Raw genomic sequence first — 20,729 nt, 5'->3', positions numbered from 1 at the left:
AACAAAGTCTATTGTAAAAAGCCGACGGGTAAGATAAATCAAAACAAATTATATTTATAAGCTTTCAATAACATGAATGATGAAATATATCTCCCATTAATCCGGCTTTTTGAAATAAGCTTTTGAATCCCGTTTTTAATAGGTCTTTGCGATTTACTCAATGTGCATTTTATCTCCATAAAATCCATTTGAATAATTGATGGAATTAATTCAGGTTGTTGATACTATTATCATTCTTATTAAACCAAACAATTAAAAGGGCGCTGTCATGCTGAGGAACGAAGCATTTATTGTTCTTCTATTAGATTCTTCCGTCATCAGAATGACAAAAATTTAAAACAAAAAATCAGCGTTGAAAAAAACACTGAAAATAATTCGATGGCACTCTTCGATCAATCTGCCTTCACTACAGCAGGTGGAATCCAGGAGCCATTCAACGCTGTTTCTTCCGGACAGTAGATCCGTAAGGTGATGTTGAATGTCCCTGGGGGAGAAGGAAGCCAATTTGGCACCTTCTCTGTTCCCGGATTTTCTGATTGAATAAAAATGTCGAGCGAACCATCCGGATTTTTCTTCAAATCATTTCTATCGCCGAGGGCAAAGCGATTAATAGCATTTGGAACGAGGTAATTTTCCAGGTTGTACATGGTGATGCTCCAGAAAGCTTTGGCCGGAGGAAATTTTCCGGCATCAAAATGCAACACATATTTATGCTTCGATCCGTCATACTTTTCATGATCCGCGTCTTCCGATGAAGAAGGATATAACGCGTCCGCATCGAGGTTTGCTCCAAGGCCTCTGCCTGCAATCATCGCCCGCAGATCATAATTGGTTCCATAATCGCCGAGGCCGCGGAAGATCAACCAGCCATTGATCTTTTCTTTTTTTGTGGCCAGGTCAGCGAGGTATTTTTTACACCATTGCGGCAGCATTTTAATTGAATCCTGAACAGCATTGGAGAATTTAGACAAGTCAAATCTGTTGCCCGCACCAATTCCAAGTTTTGAAATTTCATGCAGTATGGAAGAATCACCAGCAAACGGAGGGTTGTCAATCATCAATTGATTCAGTAAATTAAAATACGCTTCAACTGGCATTTCACTTACCTGTTTTACGGGTGGTTTCATGGAAAGGGAAGTGTCTTTCTTACCGGTTGGAGGAGTATAATTTTTTTTACCATAGCTGCTGAGTGGTACAAGGTGAAAGCCTTCCTGTAAGACTTTAACAACTGTTGAACCATCCTCTTTGCTGTTAACCTGTGTGCGGCCAACCAGCCAGGCCATTTTTGTAGGAGAAATTAGGTGCTTCATTAGCTTTGGCACTTTACCTTTCCAATCTGCTGATGTAATGAGGAATAATTGTGCTTGGGTGCCGGTTGTTCGTTTGCCGGGTGAAGCAATCACGTTCGTCCAGCCATCAAGTATCGGCAACAGGAAATATCTTTCGCGTGTATCAGGCACTTCAAGCACTAATGGTCCCTGACTAAGGTCTAACCAGGCCAGGGCATAATACGTATCGCAATTTGGTTTTACGACTGCCCTGAATTTATCATCCGGAAATTCTTCTTTTCTGCATATTTGGTTTACAGGAGCACCCAAGCTTGAAGCTGTTTCATAATTGGTCATTACTCGTTTTGAAATTTCCATCATGACCAGTGGATAACCATAGATATATGCATCCTTCGCCGCTTGTATATATTCAACATCAGAAGTTGCAATCGATGGTTGAATAATTTGCTGCTTTATGCTTTTGGAAAAGCAGCATATAAAATTAAAAATCAACAGTGAATATAAGATCACGAGTCCTTCCTCATTTTCTTTTGATGCATTAATATCATTCAACTATACATTAACCTGGCTGTGGTTATTCCGGTTGCGCGGATATAAGTTGACGAAAAGTTTATTTGAAAATCCCATCGTAAGTCAATGAAACGTAATACATGCCACCCACAGAAATACCTTTGTGCGAAATCCTGATGGTAATAGTTTAGAAGATTGGAAGCTCCGGCTTTAATGGTTGTTGCTGCTTTTGGCAGATGATAGCTCACCTGCGCATCAATAATACTGTAAGCCGGCAAGCTATTATCAATACTCTTGTCATCGCTCACATTCGACCAGTTGTTGATCGCGTCGGTCCATCGCCAGTTGATCATGAATCCCAGATTTTTTATTAAGTCGCTGTTGCTTATCGCGAGATTACTTTTAAGCGGAGGCGTGCGAATACCTGGTTCATCTTCTCCCGGTTTTACACTTGAATGAATCCACGTAAGATTTCCTGATAAGATATAACCTTTCGGGAGCAATATAGAGGTTCCGATTTCGATGCCATTCACCAACACTTTATCTGCGGCATTAACTACTGTCTGAAAATTTTCTACTCCCCCTGCATAAATAGCATGACCGGCTGTATCGATCGCAGCGGCATTCTGCGTACCACCTGAGTCGGTCACCACCAGAACTGTACTGTAAATAAATCCAGAATAATCATTGTGGAAATAATTGATATCGGCATAGATTTTTTCATCCCCCAATAATCGACGGTAGCCCACTTCGAAGGTTCTTACTTTTTCCGGTTGAATATAGTCGTAAGATGACTTTTGCAATATTCCCTGAAAGCGATTAACTGCTGAATCCAACTGATTTGGATGAGTGACAAGAAATTTATTTATGGAGTCCTTAAATTCTGTCACAGAGCTTCCGGTAAATGAATTTGTTCGTGAGTGATAGGGAGCATCTACAACAGCAGTTCCTCCCAACCGATGTCTGTTAGAAAGTACAATATCTATAAACTGAAGTTGCGGGTCGGGCAATCGAAAACCCTGCTGGTAGGAAGCGCGAAAATAGTTTTGATTGTCTGGATGATAAACAGCAGCGAAACGTGGAGCCCATACTCCTTTGAAGTTATCAGCTTTGTCGTAGCGCAAAGCAGCTAAAAGTTTCAGCCGGTCTTTAAAAATTTGTTTAGTTGCCTGTGCGTAGCCTGCATATTGATTAATATACAAAGGTTCACCAGGTTCATCAATAAAAATGGTGCCTTCTGAATTCAGACGGGTGAGCCTGTAGTCGGCGCCTGCAATAAGGTCAAAGACTTTAATCAGATAGCTGAAATCATATTCACCCTGGGCGATATAACGGGAAGATCGATCAATCACTTTAGCTCCACCACTACTGAAAGGAATGCTTTTCTGGGTCTCCATCACTTGATTAAAAGCATCAGTTCCGGGAAATAACCTTCCGCTGTCCGCATAGTTTCTTGCCGCATTGAAATCATAGCTGGTTACGCCATCAACTTGTCCATAATAAGCTTGCTTATAAGCATTAAACCAATCGGTATCTGGTTGCCAATCTTTGTTAATTGCGGTTGCAAGCACACTAGCATTATAGGTATCACCTAAATCATTGAAAACTGCTGCTGTGCGAATAAAAAATCGCGGACCTGTAAGCTCCAGCTTATTAGTGTACATCGAGATATTCTTCAAATTGAAAAAGCTAAGACTACTATACGACGTGGTAGCCTTCGCATAATTAAAATCGTAGGAGAGCTGCAGGCGATCATTCAGTTTATAGTATAAGGCAGTATTAATTTTGGCTGAATAAGAACTATTGTCAATCAGTTCAGTCGCATCATAACCTGTTCTTGATATATCCACCTTTGCACCAGCTGTGTCTGTAACCCAGTCAACCCTTGCTACCTCATCGCCGTAAATATTTACCGCATCGCGTGCCGGGTTATCTGAACCGCGCTCGTCTGCAGTTACATCTTTATAGATGTCAGAAGAGTCGGTGATCAGCCAGTCATCACCGCTCAAATAACCAACATTTACTTTAAAGGCAAAGCGGTCGTTAAATGCTTTTGCATAGCGCAATTGCAGATCCGAATATAAAGCCGGATCATGGGCATCAGTACCCAAATGGTTGACACCGGTTTTCACTGTTACAGCAATTCCCTGGTAGCGAAACGGATCTTTGGTAGTAACTGATAGCAAGCCATTGAATGCGTTGGCACCATACAATGCTGATGCCGGACCCGGAACCAGTTCCACTTTTTCTACATCAAGGTCAGTGGCTCCCAATACATTACCCAATGGCCAGCCCAGGCCAGGAAGTGAATTATCAACGCCATCGATCAATTGCGCCAGCCGGAAGTTTGCGTTGTTGTTAAAGCCACGCGTATTGATCGTTTTGTAAAGAATGGAATTCGTAATCACATCCACTCCTTTATATCCTGATAAGGAAGCGTAAAAATTTTCCGAAGGAATTTCTTTTACTGCATTGGCATCCATTTTAAGAATGGTCACCGGTGCTTCTAGTATCGTTTCGCTGATGCGGGAGGCTGTTACAACGACTTCTTTTGCTAGTTGTTGATTCTTCGTCATTTTAATATCGATATTAGTGGAGCCTCCTGTAACTTCTATTTTTTGTGTTTCATAGCCTACATAGCTGATGAGCAGCAACACGGCTTCTTTTGATTCAGGAATCTGAATTTGAAAATGGCCAAGCTGATCTGTAATAGTCCCTGTCGTTTTATGCTGAACTGAGATGCTGGTGCCGGAGAGCAGGTCGTTAGTGCTGGCATCACGCACCGTGCCGGTAACCGTCCATATAGTTTGAGCATAGGCCGTTATTCCATTTAGTTGGAATAACATTATAACAACGAGGTTCAATGATGACGTTTTCATATAAAAGAAAATCAATTTGATAAAGTGAGTATCAACAACGAATGCTTTGTTGCTATTTCCATCAAGTACTGCAGGCAGCAATTTTAAGGAGAACAGCCAACAGATTCTTTCGACAGCAGTATATCGGTATTAAATGTAATAAATGTTACAGCAGTTTTACAAAAATCATATAATAAATAATCGTAGAATTATTTAAGAAATTTGAAACCATCTGTTAAGATTTTTTAGCATTGAATATGGTAGTGCAAAAAAGAATTGCAGGATATTTTAGCATATCAACGGCAAAATTTTTCATAAGCTTTGAAGAATTAATCTTTGATCTTTAACGATCATTTTGCTGACTTTGGCAGCTGATTGCTATTGACACAGATCTACCTTCTTCAGCATTACAAAAAGGACGGAATGAAAAGGTAAGTGTAACAAATTTATGTAACTCACTTTTTGAAGGAAAAAAACCTACCAGTTATGTTCTGCTATGAAAATGAGTTACATCTTCATCACATCAGCCGGTGAAATTGGAGTTGGAACGGCATTGCTGATTGGAGGCAAAGATTTAAGGTAAGCAAATACTGATTTCAGATCGTCGTCTGTCATCTGGCCTACAAAAGCCCATGGCATCGGTGGCATTATTAATCTTCCTCCGGGTAATCCAAGATGATGGCCTGTTCTGAGTGTACCCATAAATGCATCTTCGCTCCATGCACCAATGCCTGTAGTTGAATCAGGAGTGAGATTGGCAGTAAACGACATTCCCCATGGGCCTACCCATGCAGTTAAGTCCGGACTTCCGGTAACCCAATAACCCGGATGCAAAGCATTTGTATCAATTTTGGGCAATGGGCTATTCGCGGGATGACCGGAAAGCAAACGTGTGCTATCTAAAATTGGTCCCATTGCAGTAAATATTTTCGGAGAATGACAGTCATTGCAGGAGGCTATCGTAACCAGGTATTTTCCCCTTGCAATTTTTTGCTCGTTGGTTAATTCCTTTGGAGTTGAATTATTTGTGCACCGGGTCTGTAGAAAAATAATCGCGACAAGACCAACGCATGCCAGAATGCCTAAGGGAAGTCTGAAGTTTTTCACTAAATTCGTTGCATTAGATTCTTGAACTGAAGATAGTAATTTATACGACGGAATAGTTAATAATTTTAAAATACTGTGCTATGGTTCAAAAATTATTTATGGTGAGTATCATCTTTTTCTCAGCGCTCAGTTTCACCAATGAGTTAAAGGGACAAACAACCATCTTTATTCAATACGCTGACGATTCTTTGTACAGTTCGCATTGCCCTATACCATTAATGCTTCCATTTCAATTAAGCGGACAATGCTCGGGATATAACTACCTGACTGATTCAATAGAAATCAATGTCAATTTTGGAGATGGCAGTGACACGCTTTTTAAAGTAAATATTATTCCTTCATTTGACATCGATTATTTCAGTGCGTATTTTTTCAAACATAAATATCTTTTCGCGGGAAGCTATTCAGTAGCCTACGTTGCCACAGGACCTGATGGCAATGCAGATACTTTGATTCACAATGATGAGGTGCTTGCGGGAGACACTTGTGGAAATGTTTCCGGGTTGGTTTTTCTTGATCAAAACAATAACTGTATTTATGATGCAACCGATCTTGCTGAAACCTACGTGCCCGTTCTTCTGTATGTAAATGGAAATTATGAAGCGTGGAGTTATACAGATGCTAATGGTTATTATTGGTTTTCGGTGCCAAACGGACTTGATTGCGAAATAAGGTTGGATACAGTTGCAATCAGCAGTTCCGGTTATGCTTCCGGTTGTCCTTTGTCTGCCGGTTATTTTATTACTGCACCGGCAAGTGGAAATAATTTTGGACTGGTATGTAATTCAATAACTACCTCTTATGACCTTTGGGGTGGATTAAATGGACCTTGTAATGGAGTGATTTCCTTTGTACCAGGGAACATCCGTACCATAGAATCATTTGTTTCCAACCGTAGTTGCATCCCTTCGAATGGCATTGCTAAATTGATATTGGATGATCCTAACCTGATCTATATTTCCACAACACCGCCTGCGGATTCTATTAGCGGTGATACATTGATGTGGAACTTCAATGCGAACAACAGCAATAGTTTCTGGGCATTTTGGAATAACACAGTGTCCGCTACCATCGTGCAAATAGATTCATTTGCTGTAATTGGAGATACGATTTGCATCACGTTGATTATAGACCCTATTGCGGGAGATCAAAACCCTTCTGACAATGTTTTTATTTTTTGCGATACCGTACGATCATCGTATGATCCAAATTATAAGTCTGTAATGCCGGCGGGCATTGGGTTGGAAGGTAAGATTCCTCCTGACACAGATCTTTCATATACCATTCACTTTCAAAATACAGGAACTGCACCAGCTACAGATATATTTATTCTCGATACACTTGATTCGGACCTGGATATTCCCTCTTTCCGGCCGCTCATGTCGAGCCATCCTGTCACTTTTGATGTACTCGGCAATGTGGTAAAATTTTCATTCAACAATATTATGTTGCCTGACAGTTCCAGCGATGAAGCCGCAAGTGAAGGTTATGTTTCCTATTACATTGATCAAAAACCTGAACTTGAAAGCGGGACTCAAATTTTCAACAGTGCAGGGATTTATTTTGATTTTAATCCTCCCATTATTACCAATACCACCTTAAATACTATTGATTTGGGAATTAATGTGAATGATCTTTTTTCAAAACAGAATTTTCTACAAGTGTATCCAAACCCCTTTTCTGATGAAGTCACTTTTGATTATCAACTTCCCGCTGAGACAAAAGAGGGAAGACTTCTGGTTTATAACTTCCTCGGAAATTTGCTTTTGGATGCAAAACTAAAAGAGAATAGCGGCACCTATTCCTGGACATCAAATACACAAACAAGTAATGTTTTAATTTACCATTTAACAGCAGATGGAATCAGCATTTCCAATGGGAAACTTATTTTGATTAAATAATTCAGAAACATTTTTTGCAAGTATACTGCAGTCAATTCGGATTTTTAATCCTTTTTCCTTGACTTCATTATTTAAAAGGTAGTTTCAAGGATACTAACTCAATAATCCAAATGAGATTTGTTTCGCAGTGCTGTTAACTGATCAGTAAAATGAACAATTTTGCATTCTGTTATTTCTGATATGAATTCAGCGTTAATTTCCGATTATAAAAAAACACCGGCAGAAATAATCTCCTCAATTCCGACAAGTATTTCAACCGGATTCTTTATTCTCAATTCTCAATTCAACTCATCACCTCTCAATTCCCTGAACCGTTTCCTCGCTTCCACCACATAAATACTGCCTTTATATTTCAGCAGAATATCTTTATAAAGGTCCATCGCTTTTGTTTTATCGTTGAGATAGTTTTCATATAATTCCGCCAACTGAAATAATGCATCATCAGCCAACAGATCCGTGGAATAGTTTTTATCTAACTGATCAAACACTGCTGCTGCATTCGCGTAATCCTGTTTCGCGAGATAAATTCTTCCTTTGGAAAACAGCACGTCATCTGCCAGTGAATTGTCCGGAAATGTTGTAGTGATAGAATCCAATGCCTGAATGGCTGATTGAAATTTATTCTGAAAAATAAACAGGTCGGCACGTGAATACATTTCCATCGGAACGGTGGTTGTATCCAATCCTATATTATCGGTCATGAAGACAGATAAGGCCAGCGCATCATTCGCCACTAATTCAGAAGTAGAACCCTTCAGCACATCCAATTGCGCCTGCGACCATGGAAAATCACCCATGTAAAAACTGAGCTGCGCATTTTTAAAACGCGCTTCTTCTCCCAATTCATCTTCTTTGAATGCTTTGTCAACCTGCGAATAAAGCAAGGTAGCTTCCCACACTTCATTTTTAATCAGGTTATAATCACCGAGGTCCAGCTTAAGAAATCCGGTCAGTTTTTTTTCATTGGTCGGAATTTTCAGCGCTTCCTCGGCGATGTCAATAGCTTTGTCAATATTGTGCAGATACTTCGCTTCGAGGTTAGCATAATCGCGCATCGTGACGGCAGTTTGTGCGCTCTTACCGAACTCAACAAAATAGGATTCGTAATTGCTTTCGAGCCTTGTGAGTTCTTCAGTCGTGTAAGTATGCTGAATGGTAATTTTTGTTTTCTCCGTAGTAAGCTCACTCGTTCGCGCTGGTAAGTAAAGCATGCTGTTTTTTCCTTTTTCCGTAACGATATAACGATAGGCAATCAACGCTGCTTCATAATTACCTTCATCATATGCGGATTGCGCAAACTGGAACACGCGCTGACCTTCTTCCTTGTTGCGTTTGTCAAGGGCCTTCACTTGTTGAAATGCGGATGTGAAATCTTTCTTCTGAATAAAATACCAGATCAGCATTTCTGCAAATACTTCATTGTCCGTTTTTTTCTGAATCCTTTTATATAACTCTGACTGCAATGCACTTGCATAATCTGCCGATTCAATCAGCGGTTGAAGCTGGCCTTCCACATCATCAACCATAGATGGATTGTAATTCACAATATCGAGGTAGGTTTTGATCACATTGGGAACATCATTTTGTTTCCGGTAGAGTGAGGCCAGCTCCGACAAAAACAAATCAGAATTTTCAGCATTAAAAATCCTGCGGGCTTTCATATAAGATTCAATCGCGTAATCATTTAATGCTGCACTTTGAAATTTGTACGCCAGCTTATTTACCATCGGCATATCAGGGCCAATCAATTTGAGCGCTTCTTCATATTGTTCAGTCGCCGCTTTGTCGTCTCCTTTCAGATGATATACATTTCCAAGGTCAACATAAAAGGTAAGGTCGCCGGGGAATTTTTTGATTTGTTTTTTTATCGTCTTTATCGCATCGTCATATTGTGTTAATGCGTTGAGACTTTGAATATAGTTTTGGAAAAAAAGTGTATTGTCTGGTGCCTTAGTATACAACTTCTCGTACATCACTGCCGACTTCTCAAACTCGCCATTCTTAAAATATTCAAGTGCGAGTTGAACATCCTGTTGTGTTTGCGCATGCAATACTGTCGATAGGAACAAAACCAATGCGAACAGTCCTGCTTTTTTAAACGAAACAACTTTCAAGAATACCTTCTTCATCTTTTCAAAATTACATTAAACAGTATATATCACCACTTTAAGTACCGCGACTTTAAATCATACGTCCCGTTTTTCTTTGCATGATTAAATTTCCATATTATCAATCTCCTATTCAAGTATGAGAAACAGTGCATGCCAAAAAACTATTATTTTCTATATGCCGCTTTCCATCCCATCTTTCTTCTTGAGAGCAGCCATTTGAAAATAAACACGCCACCCAAAGCACCCGCAGCGTTTGCCACCATATCCATCCATTCAAATTTCCGGTATTCGGTAAGCATGGGCTGCAGAAATTCTACTGCTACGCCCACGCTTGCAGAAAAAATGAATGCAATTAAAAGCGCTTCATAACGTGGCAGTTGTTTGATTTGTTGCCGGAACATACTCCGGATCAAAAGAAAACTCAATACGGAATACATGATAAAATGCACTACTTTATCAATATATAACTTTTGAAAAATGGTCGGTTGCGGCCAGCTTTTCAATGGCGTAAATGACAAATAAAGAATCAGCACCAACCAAAGAAGGAAGAGCACATACTGTTTTACCAATGTCATAAGAGGAAATATGAATTCAATTGAAAGCCGGATCAGTGTGTCGAACTCACTAATTACTGCCCGATCAATTGCTTGTAGGCTACAGCATCCATCAGCTCGCTGAGCTCTGCAACATCAGTAATGGAAATTTTCACCATCCATCCGGCACCATAAGGATCTTTATTTACTGCATCAGGCTGATCATTCAGCGCGGCATTTACTTCCAGAATTTTTGCGCTGACAGGCAGCAAAAGGTCTGATACCGTTTTAACTGCTTCCACTGTACCAAACACTTCGTCTTTTGAAAGTGTTTGTCCGGTGCTGCCGATATCAACATACACAATATCACCCAGCTCGCCCTGGGCAAAATCGGTGATGCCCACATATCCGTCATTGCCTTCTACCCGAATCCATTCATGATCCTTGGTATACTTTAAGTTGTCAGGGAAATTCATATTGTGTATTTTTTTACGGAGGTAAAGGAACTTTAAAAAAGGTAAATAGACAATACCAGGTCATAAAAATCTATTCTTCAATTTCTTTGGAAGCAGTGGAACGCCTCTTCAACACCATGCGCAAGACACTCATCACGATTAAACCGGATCCCAATCCGATCAATATGCCAGCGGTAAGATCATTGGTAAGGAAACCAGTGGCAGTGCCAATAAAAAAGCAGGCAGCCAATGCAATTCCGGGTACGGCTTTTCGAATGCTCCGTTTTTCTGTCATGGTGTAAAAATAGTAGAAACCACTGCTTATGGACTAATTGCTGAATTGTACTTTTGAAGCAATTGAGAATTAGAAATTAGGAATCAGGAATGAAAATTTTCCACCATGAAACTTAAAATATTCCAGGTTGATGCTTTCACAGATCATTTATTTGGTGGTAATCCCGCGGCAGTTTGTCCATTAAACGAATGGCTCCCAAAAGAAAAAATGCAGCAGATTGCATTCGAAAATAACTTATCGGAGACTGCCTTTTTGTTCCGGTGAAAGACGGATTTGATCTTAAATGGTTCACACCTGTTACTGAAGTGAATTTGTGTGGACATGCAACGCTGGCAACTGCACATGTTTTGTTTCGTCACATGAATTATGCTGGTGAATTAAATTTTCACTCCAACAGCGGTTTGCTCGGTGTAAGAAATGATGGAGAATGGCTGACATTGAATTTTCCAACTGATCATCCAAATCCTGTTGAAGTGCCTGACGCATTATTGAAAGGCTTGCACCTTACTCCCAAAGAAGTATATAAAGGATTTGAAAACTATCTGGTCGTGTTGAACACGCGGGAAGAAGTCTATCAATTGAAACCGGATTTTCAAATGCTTCGGCAACACTAGCGTTGCGTTGTTTTTGAGGTTTGTTCTTTGAAATCCTTATCAGTAAAGGCATACAGCCATTTTGAAGTTGGCGTTGATTTGAATTCATTCCTGGCGTTCTTTGTATAAAACGCTGATTATGAACCAAGGAAAAATGACATTTTCCCAAATTATGGATTTTGCAAGCCAAGATATCTTCAAAAATATAGTTCGACAGTATGATGGCAATTACAAGACAAAGGAGTTTTCAAGTTGGAAACATTTTCTGTGTTTAGTCTTTGGCCAACTAACTCATCGTGAAAGCATGAGTGATACCCTATTGTGTCTTAAACTAAATGCTCCTAAATTATTTCACCTCGGAATCGGAAAAGTGTTTGATAAATCTACCGTTTCGCGAGCAAATGAAAATCGAGATTGGAGAATTTTTCAAGATTTTGGAATGAAGCTAATTGAGCAAGCTAAAGAACTCTATGCGGACACCAATCAGCTAGATTTAGATTTGAAAGGTGATATTTTTGCTCTTGATTCAACAACAGTTGATCTGTGCCTGGATGTCTTTTGGTGGGCTACATTCCGATCAACAAAGGGCGCGGTTAAAATTCATACTCTATTGGATTGTAAGACCGCAATTCCTGAATTTATTTTTATTTCAGAAGGAGATGTTCATGATGTTAATGTGTTGGATAAAGTACCTATAACAGCAGGTGCATATTATGTTATGGATAAAGCCTACGTGGACTTTGAGAGGTTATTTGCTCTTCACACAAAGAAAGCTTTCTTTGTTGTTAGAGCTAAGGAAAATCTCCAATTCTGTCGAGTGAAATCTAAGCTGATAAATAATAAAATGAATGTACGTTGTGATCAGGAAATAAAACTAAAGGGGTTTTACAGCAGGAAAAATTATCCTCAACTTCTTCGGAGAATAAAGTATTACGACTACGAATTTGATAGAACTTTTGTTTTCCTAACAAATAACAAAAAATTAAAACCACAAACGATTGCTAAGCTTTATAAAACCAGATGGAATGTGGAATTATTTTTTAAATGGATAAAACAACATCTGAAAATAAAATCATTTTGGGGTCAAAATGAAAACGCTGTAAGATCTCAAATTTGGGTTGCAATTTCAGCTTATGTTATTGTAGCAATAGCTAAAAAGAAATTAAACATTCCAAATTCTCTATATGAATTCTTGCAGTACATTAGTATAGCTCCATTTGAAAAAATGCCATTGACAGAAACATTCTCAGAAATAAATTTGGAAGGAAAAATGAAATCAAATGATAACCAGCTGATAATGTTCTGACTAAGACGCAACGCTAGTGCTTCGGCAACTGAAATCACTCGGTGTAATTGTAACTGCTAAAGGAAGTGACGTTGATTTTATTTCCCGTTTTTTTGCTCCGAATGCAGGTGTTGATGAAGATCCTGCCACCGGTTCTGCGCACACCACTTTAACTCCTTACTGGTCTCATCAACTCAATAAAACGGAGCTCTCCGCACTCCAGGTTTCAGAACGTGTCGGAACCTTCAGATGTAAACTGCTTGGCGAACGGGTTGAAATCTATGGAAATGCGATTACCTATCTGGAAGGAGAGATTACTATTTAGTAAGCAGAAGCGATAAACCAGGACTAAATAACAGAAATGTCGTACACCCGTTTCTCAAACCGAAAACTGAATTTTTCAATTTGTTTACTTTTGTTTTTTCTACAATCATTCAATTAATCATAGATGAAATTTTATTACTTATTGTTGTGTTTTGTTTTATTCCAATTCAGTAGTCAATTGGCTTTCTCTCAAACACCTCCATCGATTGCCTGGCAAAAAACACCGGGCGGTCCGGGCAACGATATTATTGAAGATATTTACCCGACAGCGGATGGCAATTACATTCTCTTCGGACTTATAACTGACAATGGTGGTGATGTTTCATCCGACTGTGATGTTCATGGTGTGCATGATGTTTGGATTGTAAAAATGGATCCGGCCGGAAATATCATCTGGCAACATTGCTATGGTGGCAGCAAAGAAGAAGGCAATCCATTTTCAAAAATTATTCAAACCAGCGATGGCGGATATCTTTTTGTAACGGAATCATGGTCAAACGACTTTGATGTTGTTGGTCATCACGCCTACAGCGATGCCTGGACCATGAAACTGGATGCAAATGGTAACATGCTTTGGGCGAAGTCATTCGGAGGATATATTTACGATGTGCCGAGAAATCTTTATGAATTGCCCGGACACAAATACATGGTAATGTCCCGGACCAGTTCATCCGATGGCGATGTGCCGCCGAGCATGGATTCCGTTTTGTTTGATGCCTGGGTTTTTATTATTGACGATTCGGGAAATATTCTTACGAATAAAATATACGGGGGCAACGGATATGATGATTTTTACAAAGCATTGCCGGCAGCTAATGGAAATATTGCTTTATTCGGCCTTACCTCTTCTACGGACGGCGACCTTGAAGGGCAAAGTGTAGATTCCACTGATGCCTGGGTGCTTACGATCGATACGCTTGGAAATATTGTTTCCAGTTTCACCTATGGCAGTCCGCACAACGAATACATTTTTGATGCGCTGAACACTGATGATGGCGGTTATATGTGTTTTGGTGAATCCGGTGATCCCGGCATGCCGGTTGAAAATGGTTCATGGCATGGTGACATGGATTTCTGGGCCATGAAACTCGATGCGGCCGGCCTTGTGCAATGGCAGGGTATATATGGTGGCAGCGACCGCGAGCAATTCAGAAGAGCTTGTAAATTATCCGATGGTTCAGGTTATTTTATGGCCGGATCTACCAATTCTGTTGATGGTGATGTGGTGAATGAAGACGGATCAGGCAAGGACTTTTGGATTGTACAAATTGGTAACAATGGTAACCTCGCTTCCAGTGTAGCTTTGGGTGGTTCGGGTTCTGATTTTGCCTATGCAATCGTTGAACCTGGAATTGTTGCTGGAGCAGCTTTTTCAGACGATGGAGATGTGATTGATTTACAGGGAACATCAGACGGGTGGGTAATGCAACTTGATTATGCCACTGGTATTAATGCGTCCGCACAGCAACCTGCTGAAATTTCCCTTTATCCAAATCCGGTAACTGACAGGTTAACTATTGATTTGAAAAACAATTCCGGCTGTGCCACTTTTGCTATAAAAAATGTGTTGGGGCAAAACATATCTTTTGAATCGTCAAATGAAAAAAGACTCTTTTTGGATGTCAGCGGCTATCCTCAGGGTATTTATTTTATGGAAGTAGTATTGAACAATGGTGGGGGCCAACATTATTTTACTTCATTTGAAGTAAATAAATAAAGGCAATGTGATAAATAATTTGTTTTAAGGATAGCGCGTTTTCCACAGTTCTGAGAAGATTTGGAAAGATTAAATGTGTTTCCTCAATGGCTTTGGATGTTTTGAATCATTCCAAAATCAATAAAAATTACTGCTCAGAAATCAGACTTCAGAAACAGGAAACCAGTAAACACCCATGACCAAAAGCATCCTGTTTTTCATTTACGTGTTCAGTTCCTTGCTATTGTGTTTATCACAAATTTCCTTGGCCCAATTGCCTGAGTTTAATAGTATCGATTCCGTGGTGTGGAAAGAAATGGCTGATCATAAAATAATCGGACTTTCAATTGGAATCGTCAAAGACGGCAGCATATTTTATACAAAAGGTTATGGAACAAGAGAAGTCCGTAAAACAGCACCTATTGACAGCACGACCAATTTTTTGACCTGCTCCATTTCAAAACTGTTTACAGCATCAGCAATAATGCATCTAAATGAGCAGGGAAAAATTGACATTCATAAAAAACTCATTGATTATGTTCCTGAGTTTGAAATGAAAGATGAACGTTACAAGAACATTACGATAGAACAAATGCTCACGCATACTTCAGGGTTGCCAAATATTTTTAACAGGCATTTTATCAGGACAGAAAATGACAGTCTTGCTTTAACTGAATTTGCAAGAAAACTCAGGAGTAAAAAGTTGCGTTTTGAACCCGGCGTTCAGTTAAGTGAAAAAACATACAGCAATACAGGATATGATCTTTTAGGTCTTGTTATAGAAAGAGTAACCCACAGGGCTTACAGTAATTACGTTCGTGAAAATGTGCTGCTTCCTGCAGGCATGGACAGCAGTAGTTTTTTTTATAACCAGATTAGTGAAAACAGGAGAAGTAAGCCACACAAAAAAAACTGGCTTACAGGCCGGATAAAAACAGCCGGCTATTATCCGGATATTCCGCAGGACAAACCGTGTGGTAACCTCAATTCCTGTTCTTATGATTTATGCAAATGGATGTTGTACAACCTTGCTATTTACAATGAAACAATTTCATCAAATGCTATAGTTGAGCATTCGACACTCATGGATATGTGGACCACCAGGAAGGAAATACCATCGTTTAAAACCTCGATTGGATTAGGATGGTGGGCATTTCAGTCCGATCAATATGGAAAATATGTTTTTCATGTCGGAAATGATCCAGGGTATTCCGCACAACTGATCATTTCGCCTGCTAATAATTTTGGAATCGTAGTCTTATGTAATGCCCTTTATCCAAAAGACATCGTATGGAATAAACTGCCTTTCGAAATCATCGACTTGTTTAATAGCGAATGGAAATGTACTCCCTGAGTTTAGCTCGTAACTATTTCTGTGTTCTAAATAATTTACTACGGAGTCATGTAATGAAGGTGAATAGATTTTCCGTGTTTATCGTTGATTCCGTTGCTATTATTATTTGAAGTAAGTGGAGATACAAACTGTGAACAGCTTCGAAAAAAAATTGCCATCTATCCGTGTTTCCGTGGCAAATGCAATCTGAATCTGTGAATCCTGACTATTTTTAATTTTTCCGTATAAATCCGTGTTTTCCGTGGCAAATACAATTTGAATCTATGAATCCTGACTATTTTTTATTTTCTCCGAGTAAATCCGTGTTTCTGTGGCAAATGCAATCTGAATCTATGAATCCTGACTACTTTTTTATTTTCTCCTTATAAATCCGTGTTTCCATAGCAAATGCAATCTGAATCTGTGAATCCTGACTATTTTTTATTTTCTCCGTGTAAATCCGTGTTTCCGTGGCAAATACAATTTGAATCTATGAATGTGCTTCCGTGGCAAATGCAATTTGAATCTTTGAACCCTGACTATTTTTAATTTTTCCGTATAAATCCGTGTTTTCCGTGGCAAATACAATTTGAATCTGTGAATCCTGACTACTTTTTAATTTTCTCCGTGTAAATCCGTGCTTCCGTGGCAAATGCAATTTGAATCTATGAATCCTGACTACTTTTTTATTTTCTCCGTGTAAATCCGTGTTTCCGTGGCAAATGCAATCTGAATCTATGAATCCTGACTATTTTTTATTTTCTCCGTGTAAATCCGTGTTTCCGTGGCAAATACAATTTGAATCTATGAATCCTGACTACTTTTTTAATTTCTCCGTGTAAATCCGTTCTTCCGTGGCAAATGCAATTTGAATCTATGAATCCTGACTACTTTTTAATTTTCTCCGTGTAAATCCGTTCTTCCGTGGCAAATGCAATTTGAATCTATGAATCCTGACTACTTTTTTATTTTCCCCGAGTAAATCCGTTCTTCCGTGGCAAATGCAATTTGAATCTATGAATCCTGACTACTTTTTTATTTTCCCCGAGTAAATCCGTTCTTCCGTGGCAAATACAATTTGAATCTATGAATCCTGACTACTTTTTAATTTTCTCCATGTATATCCTGTTTCCATGGCAAAGGTTTTCCGAATTTATAATCACTGAGGCAAAAAGAATATCCAATTTTCAGTACACCACCTCCCATTTTCCAACTTGATTTATCTCCGAATTCCCTATCTTCGGCCTTCCAAAAAAATCGTCGCTTATCGATTCTAACTTTTACCTGCAGTTTAAAATCAACTTACAAGTCGAACAGCTATTTATTCCTACCGGGAAGACGCATCACATTTACGAAAGTCAACCTGAACAGAAAGTTTGATCCTTGTTCATTTTAGTAACCTTGCTCATCCATGCTTTGATACAGTATCAATCATGTTTTGCCTAGGTTCTAAATGTCTATTTTAGCGGCCTTTTACTTTTTGATTTCTTTGGAAAATAATAATCATGGCGGTAAAGATCAGTAAGCAGGACGCGCTTAATTATCACAGTAAAGGGCGCCCGGGAAAGATTGAAGTGGTGCCTACCAAGGAGACAAAGACCCAGCGCGATCTTGCGCTGGCCTATTCTCCAGGCGTAGCTGAGCCATGTCTCGAAATTGCAGAAAACAAAGACAAGGTTTACACCTATACTGCGAAGGGTAACCTCGTCGCAGTAATCACTAATGGAACCGCCGTATTAGGTCTGGGCGATATAGGTCCCGAAGCGGCCAAACCTGTTATGGAAGGCAAAGGGATCCTGTTCAAGATATTTGCTGATATCGATGTCTTTGACATAGAACTAAACACTACAGGCATTGACCATTTTGTGGAAGTGGTAAAAGCCATGGAACCAACCTTCGGAGGCATCAATCTCGAAGATATCAAATCGCCTGATTGCTTTGAAATTGAAGCGCGGCTACGTAAAGAGATGAATATTCCGGTTATGCACGATGATCAGCATGGTACGGCAATCATTTCCGGTGCAGCGTTACTCAACGCTCTTGAAATCGTAAATAAGAAAATTGAAGAAGTTCAGGTAGTGGTTTCCGGTGCCGGTGCTTCCGCTCTTTCCTGTGCAAAGCTTTACATGTTTTTAGGAGTTAAAAAAGAAAATATCCTTCTTATAGATCGTACCGGTGTAATACGAAGCGACAGAACCAAAATTGATAAATACAAAAAACCATTTGCTACCAATCGGAATGTACATACACTTGATGACGCGTTAAAAGATGCAGATGTCTTTCTTGGGTTGTCCAAAGGAAATATCGTTTCGAAAGAAATGGTAAAAACAATGGCAGAGAACCCAATCATCTTTGCACTCGCCAATCCTGATCCTGAAATTCCTTACAATGATGCATTCGAAGCACGTCCGGATGCAATCATTGCTACGGGCCGTTCCGATTTCCCCAACCAGGTAAATAATGCATTGGGTTTTCCCTTTATTTTTCGTGGCGCGCTTGACGTAAGAGCCAAAGAAATCAACGAAGCCATGAAGCTGGCAGCAGTGCACGCATTGGCTGATCTTACGAAAAAGCCGGTGCCTGACATGGTAAATATGGCTTACAATGAGAAGAATATTTCTTTCGGGAAAGAATACATCATTCCTAAACTCATCGACCCAAGGCTACTCGCCACAGTGGCACCCGCCGTTGCAAAGGCGGCAATTGATTCAGGTGTAGCCAGGCATATTATTTCAGATTGGGATGCTTACGCGAATGAATTATCCCAACGTCTTGGAAGTGATGATGCCATTGTAAGGGTGATGGTGAACAAAGCTAAGCGGGATCCCAAAAGGGTGGTTTTTTCTGAGGCCGACAATTATAAGATTTTGAAGGCTGCTCAGATTGTTAGCGAAGAAGGTATTGCAAAACCAATTCTTTTAGGGCCTGTAAAAAAGATACAGGATCTGATTAAAGAAAACGGCCTTGATCTCGAAGACGTATTGATTATTGATCCCAATGTTACAGAAATGGAACCGGTGCGTTCCAATTACGGTGCGTGGCTTTTTGAAAAAAGAAAGCGCAAAGGCCTTACGCTGTATGAAGCAAAAAAGCTGATGCGCGACCGCAACTATTTCGGTTCCATGATGGTGATGGAAGGTGAAGCTGATGCATTGATTTCGGGGCTTACCAGGAATTATGCGCAAACGATCCGGCCTGCCTTGCAGGTGATCGGCACACGCGATAGTGCAAAGAAAGTGGCAGGCATGTACATCATGCTTACCAAGCGCGGTCCGTTATTTTTTGCTGATTGTACAGTAAACGTTAGTCCCACGGCTGAAGACCTGGTTGATATCACCACTCTTGCAGCCAATGCTGTGCAGCAACTCAATATTCAGCCACGTATCGCCATGCTTTCCTATTCTAACTTTGGATCTACAAAAGGAAAAGAACCGGAAGCTGTTGCGCAAGCGGTGCAAATGCTGCGCTCAAAATATCCGGGCATGATCGTGGATGGAGAGATGCAGGCCAACTTCGCTTTTAATGCAGAACTACTGAAAGACAATTATCCGTTTTGCGAATTGATTAACGGGGGCGCTAATACCTTAATTTTCCCGAATCTGTCAGCAGGTAATATTGCGTATAAGATGATGCAATCGCTCGGAGCAGGAGAAGCGATTGGCCCTATTCTTCTGGGATTGAAGAAATCGGTTCACATTCTGCAACTTGGAAGTTCCGTTCGTGAAATTGTAAATATGGTTACCATTGCTGTAATAGATGCACAGTCAAAGCCCTGATCGAATGATAGCTTATTTACAAGGAAATATAACTGTAAAAACGCCGACGCATGTAGTGATTGAATCCGGTGGACTGGGTTATTTTGTAAATATTTCATTGAACACCTATGCCAGGATTCAGAACAAATCATTTTGTAAACTCCATACCTATTTGCATCTTGGCGGCAGTGTGCAAAGTCCCATTACAGTATCTCTGTATGGTTTTTTTGAGGAATCAGAACGACATATTTTTACTGAGTTGCTCGGCATTTCGGGTGTAGGTGCATCCACTGTTCGCATGATCCTATCAGCCATGTCACCTGAGGAAATTCAACGGGCAATCGTAACCGATAATGTGAAATTGCTGGAGAGCATCAAAGGCATTGGTCCGAAAACAGCCAAGAGGATTATACTTGAGCTGAAAGACAAACTGGGAAAGAATTTTACAGCAACTTCAGCTATCGTTCCCGGAGGTAATAATGTAAAAGAGGAAACGTTAGCTGCGCTCGTAATGCTCGGGTTTTCAAGGATGCAGGCAGAACAAGCGGTGCAAAAAGTAATGTCCGGCAGCAACGAGGAGCGGAGTACCGAGGAGTTGATAAAACTAACATTAAAGGCGATCTGAAATGGGTACATATAAGTCAGCTTTGGAAGCGTATGAACGTGAAAGGTGTGATCAGATTG

At 39.9% G+C, this 20,729-nt stretch carries 14 protein-coding genes and 1 pseudogene; 8 read left to right on the top strand and 7 right to left on the bottom strand.

Annotation, left to right across the window (positions count from 1 at the left end; translation table 11 throughout):
- Window positions 1-392: 392 nt before the first annotated feature.
- From IPO83_06300 to IPO83_06290, 3 genes are all read right to left on the bottom strand, one after another.
- Window positions 393-1,841 carry a DUF1254 domain-containing protein gene (locus tag IPO83_06300; protein MBK9730879.1) on the bottom strand — a complete coding sequence of 483 codons (1,449 nt, stop codon included), beginning with the start codon at window positions 1,839-1,841 and terminating at the stop codon, window positions 393-395.
- Window positions 1,838-4,678: a TonB-dependent receptor gene (locus tag IPO83_06295; protein MBK9730878.1), complete on the bottom strand. Its 2,841-nt coding sequence runs from the start codon at window positions 4,676-4,678 to the stop codon at window positions 1,838-1,840. The genes IPO83_06300 and IPO83_06295 overlap by 4 nt, the downstream gene beginning before the upstream one ends.
- A 486-nt stretch (window positions 4,679-5,164) precedes the next feature.
- Window positions 5,165-5,572 (bottom strand): hypothetical protein, encoded by a 408-nt coding sequence (locus IPO83_06290; GenBank protein ID MBK9730877.1) that lies wholly within the window; start codon window positions 5,570-5,572, stop codon window positions 5,165-5,167.
- Between the two features lie 272 nt (window positions 5,573-5,844).
- Between IPO83_06290 and IPO83_06285 the strand changes: the two genes are divergently transcribed.
- A complete protein-coding gene (locus IPO83_06285) occupies window positions 5,845-7,665 on the top strand; it encodes a hypothetical protein (protein MBK9730876.1) in 1,821 nt (606 codons plus the stop codon).
- A gap of 278 nt (window positions 7,666-7,943) precedes the next feature.
- Here IPO83_06285 and IPO83_06280 read toward each other — a convergent pair whose 3' ends face one another.
- From IPO83_06280 to IPO83_06265, 4 genes are all read right to left on the bottom strand, one after another.
- Window positions 7,944-9,794, bottom strand: a complete 1,851-nt coding sequence (locus tag IPO83_06280) for a tetratricopeptide repeat protein (protein MBK9730875.1) — start codon at window positions 9,792-9,794, stop codon at window positions 7,944-7,946.
- 146 nt (window positions 9,795-9,940) lie between these two features.
- On the bottom strand, window positions 9,941-10,351 hold the full coding sequence (locus IPO83_06275) for a VanZ family protein (protein MBK9730874.1): 411 nt from the start codon (window positions 10,349-10,351) through the stop codon (window positions 9,941-9,943).
- Between the two features lie 53 nt (window positions 10,352-10,404).
- A complete protein-coding gene (gcvH, locus tag IPO83_06270; protein MBK9730873.1) occupies window positions 10,405-10,785 on the bottom strand; it encodes a glycine cleavage system protein GcvH in 381 nt (126 codons plus the stop codon).
- A gap of 70 nt (window positions 10,786-10,855) precedes the next feature.
- Window positions 10,856-11,059, bottom strand: a complete 204-nt coding sequence (locus IPO83_06265) for a hypothetical protein (GenBank protein ID MBK9730872.1) — start codon at window positions 11,057-11,059, stop codon at window positions 10,856-10,858.
- A 105-nt stretch (window positions 11,060-11,164) separates the two neighbouring features.
- On the opposite strand from IPO83_06265, the pseudogene IPO83_06260 reads away from it, so the two are divergent.
- The 7 genes and pseudogenes from IPO83_06260 to ruvA all read left to right on the top strand — a co-directional run bounded on the left by IPO83_06260 (window position 11,165) and on the right by ruvA (window position 20,670).
- Window positions 11,165-11,673: pseudogene (locus IPO83_06260) on the top strand (PhzF family phenazine biosynthesis protein).
- A 118-nt stretch (window positions 11,674-11,791) separates the two neighbouring features.
- On the top strand, window positions 11,792-12,958 hold the full coding sequence (locus IPO83_06255; GenBank protein MBK9730871.1) for an IS4 family transposase: 1,167 nt from the start codon (window positions 11,792-11,794) through the stop codon (window positions 12,956-12,958).
- Between the two features lie 16 nt (window positions 12,959-12,974).
- Window positions 12,975-13,262, top strand: coding sequence for a PhzF family phenazine biosynthesis protein (locus IPO83_06250; GenBank protein MBK9730870.1), 288 nt, complete (start codon window positions 12,975-12,977; stop codon window positions 13,260-13,262).
- Between the two features lie 123 nt (window positions 13,263-13,385).
- Window positions 13,386-14,978, top strand: coding sequence for a T9SS type A sorting domain-containing protein (locus IPO83_06245; protein ID MBK9730869.1), 1,593 nt, complete (start codon window positions 13,386-13,388; stop codon window positions 14,976-14,978).
- Window positions 14,979-15,222: 244 nt separating this feature from the next.
- Window positions 15,223-16,311, top strand: coding sequence for a beta-lactamase family protein (locus IPO83_06240; protein MBK9730868.1), 1,089 nt, complete (start codon window positions 15,223-15,225; stop codon window positions 16,309-16,311).
- 1,484 nt (window positions 16,312-17,795) lie between these two features.
- Window positions 17,796-20,066, top strand: a complete 2,271-nt coding sequence (locus IPO83_06235) for an NADP-dependent malic enzyme (protein ID MBK9730867.1) — start codon at window positions 17,796-17,798, stop codon at window positions 20,064-20,066.
- A gap of 4 nt (window positions 20,067-20,070) precedes the next feature.
- Complete coding sequence (gene ruvA, locus IPO83_06230; protein ID MBK9730866.1) at window positions 20,071-20,670, top strand: Holliday junction branch migration protein RuvA; 600 nt, start codon at window positions 20,071-20,073, stop codon at window positions 20,668-20,670.
- The last annotated feature ends 59 nt before the right edge of the window (window positions 20,671-20,729 follow it).

It is taken from the genome of Chitinophagaceae bacterium (assembly GCA_016717285.1).
Taxonomy (GTDB): Bacteria; Bacteroidota; Bacteroidia; order Chitinophagales; family UBA10324; genus JACCZZ01.
The sequence above is the reverse complement of the archived record's forward strand: the minus strand, read 5'-3'. Positions and strand labels throughout refer to the sequence as shown.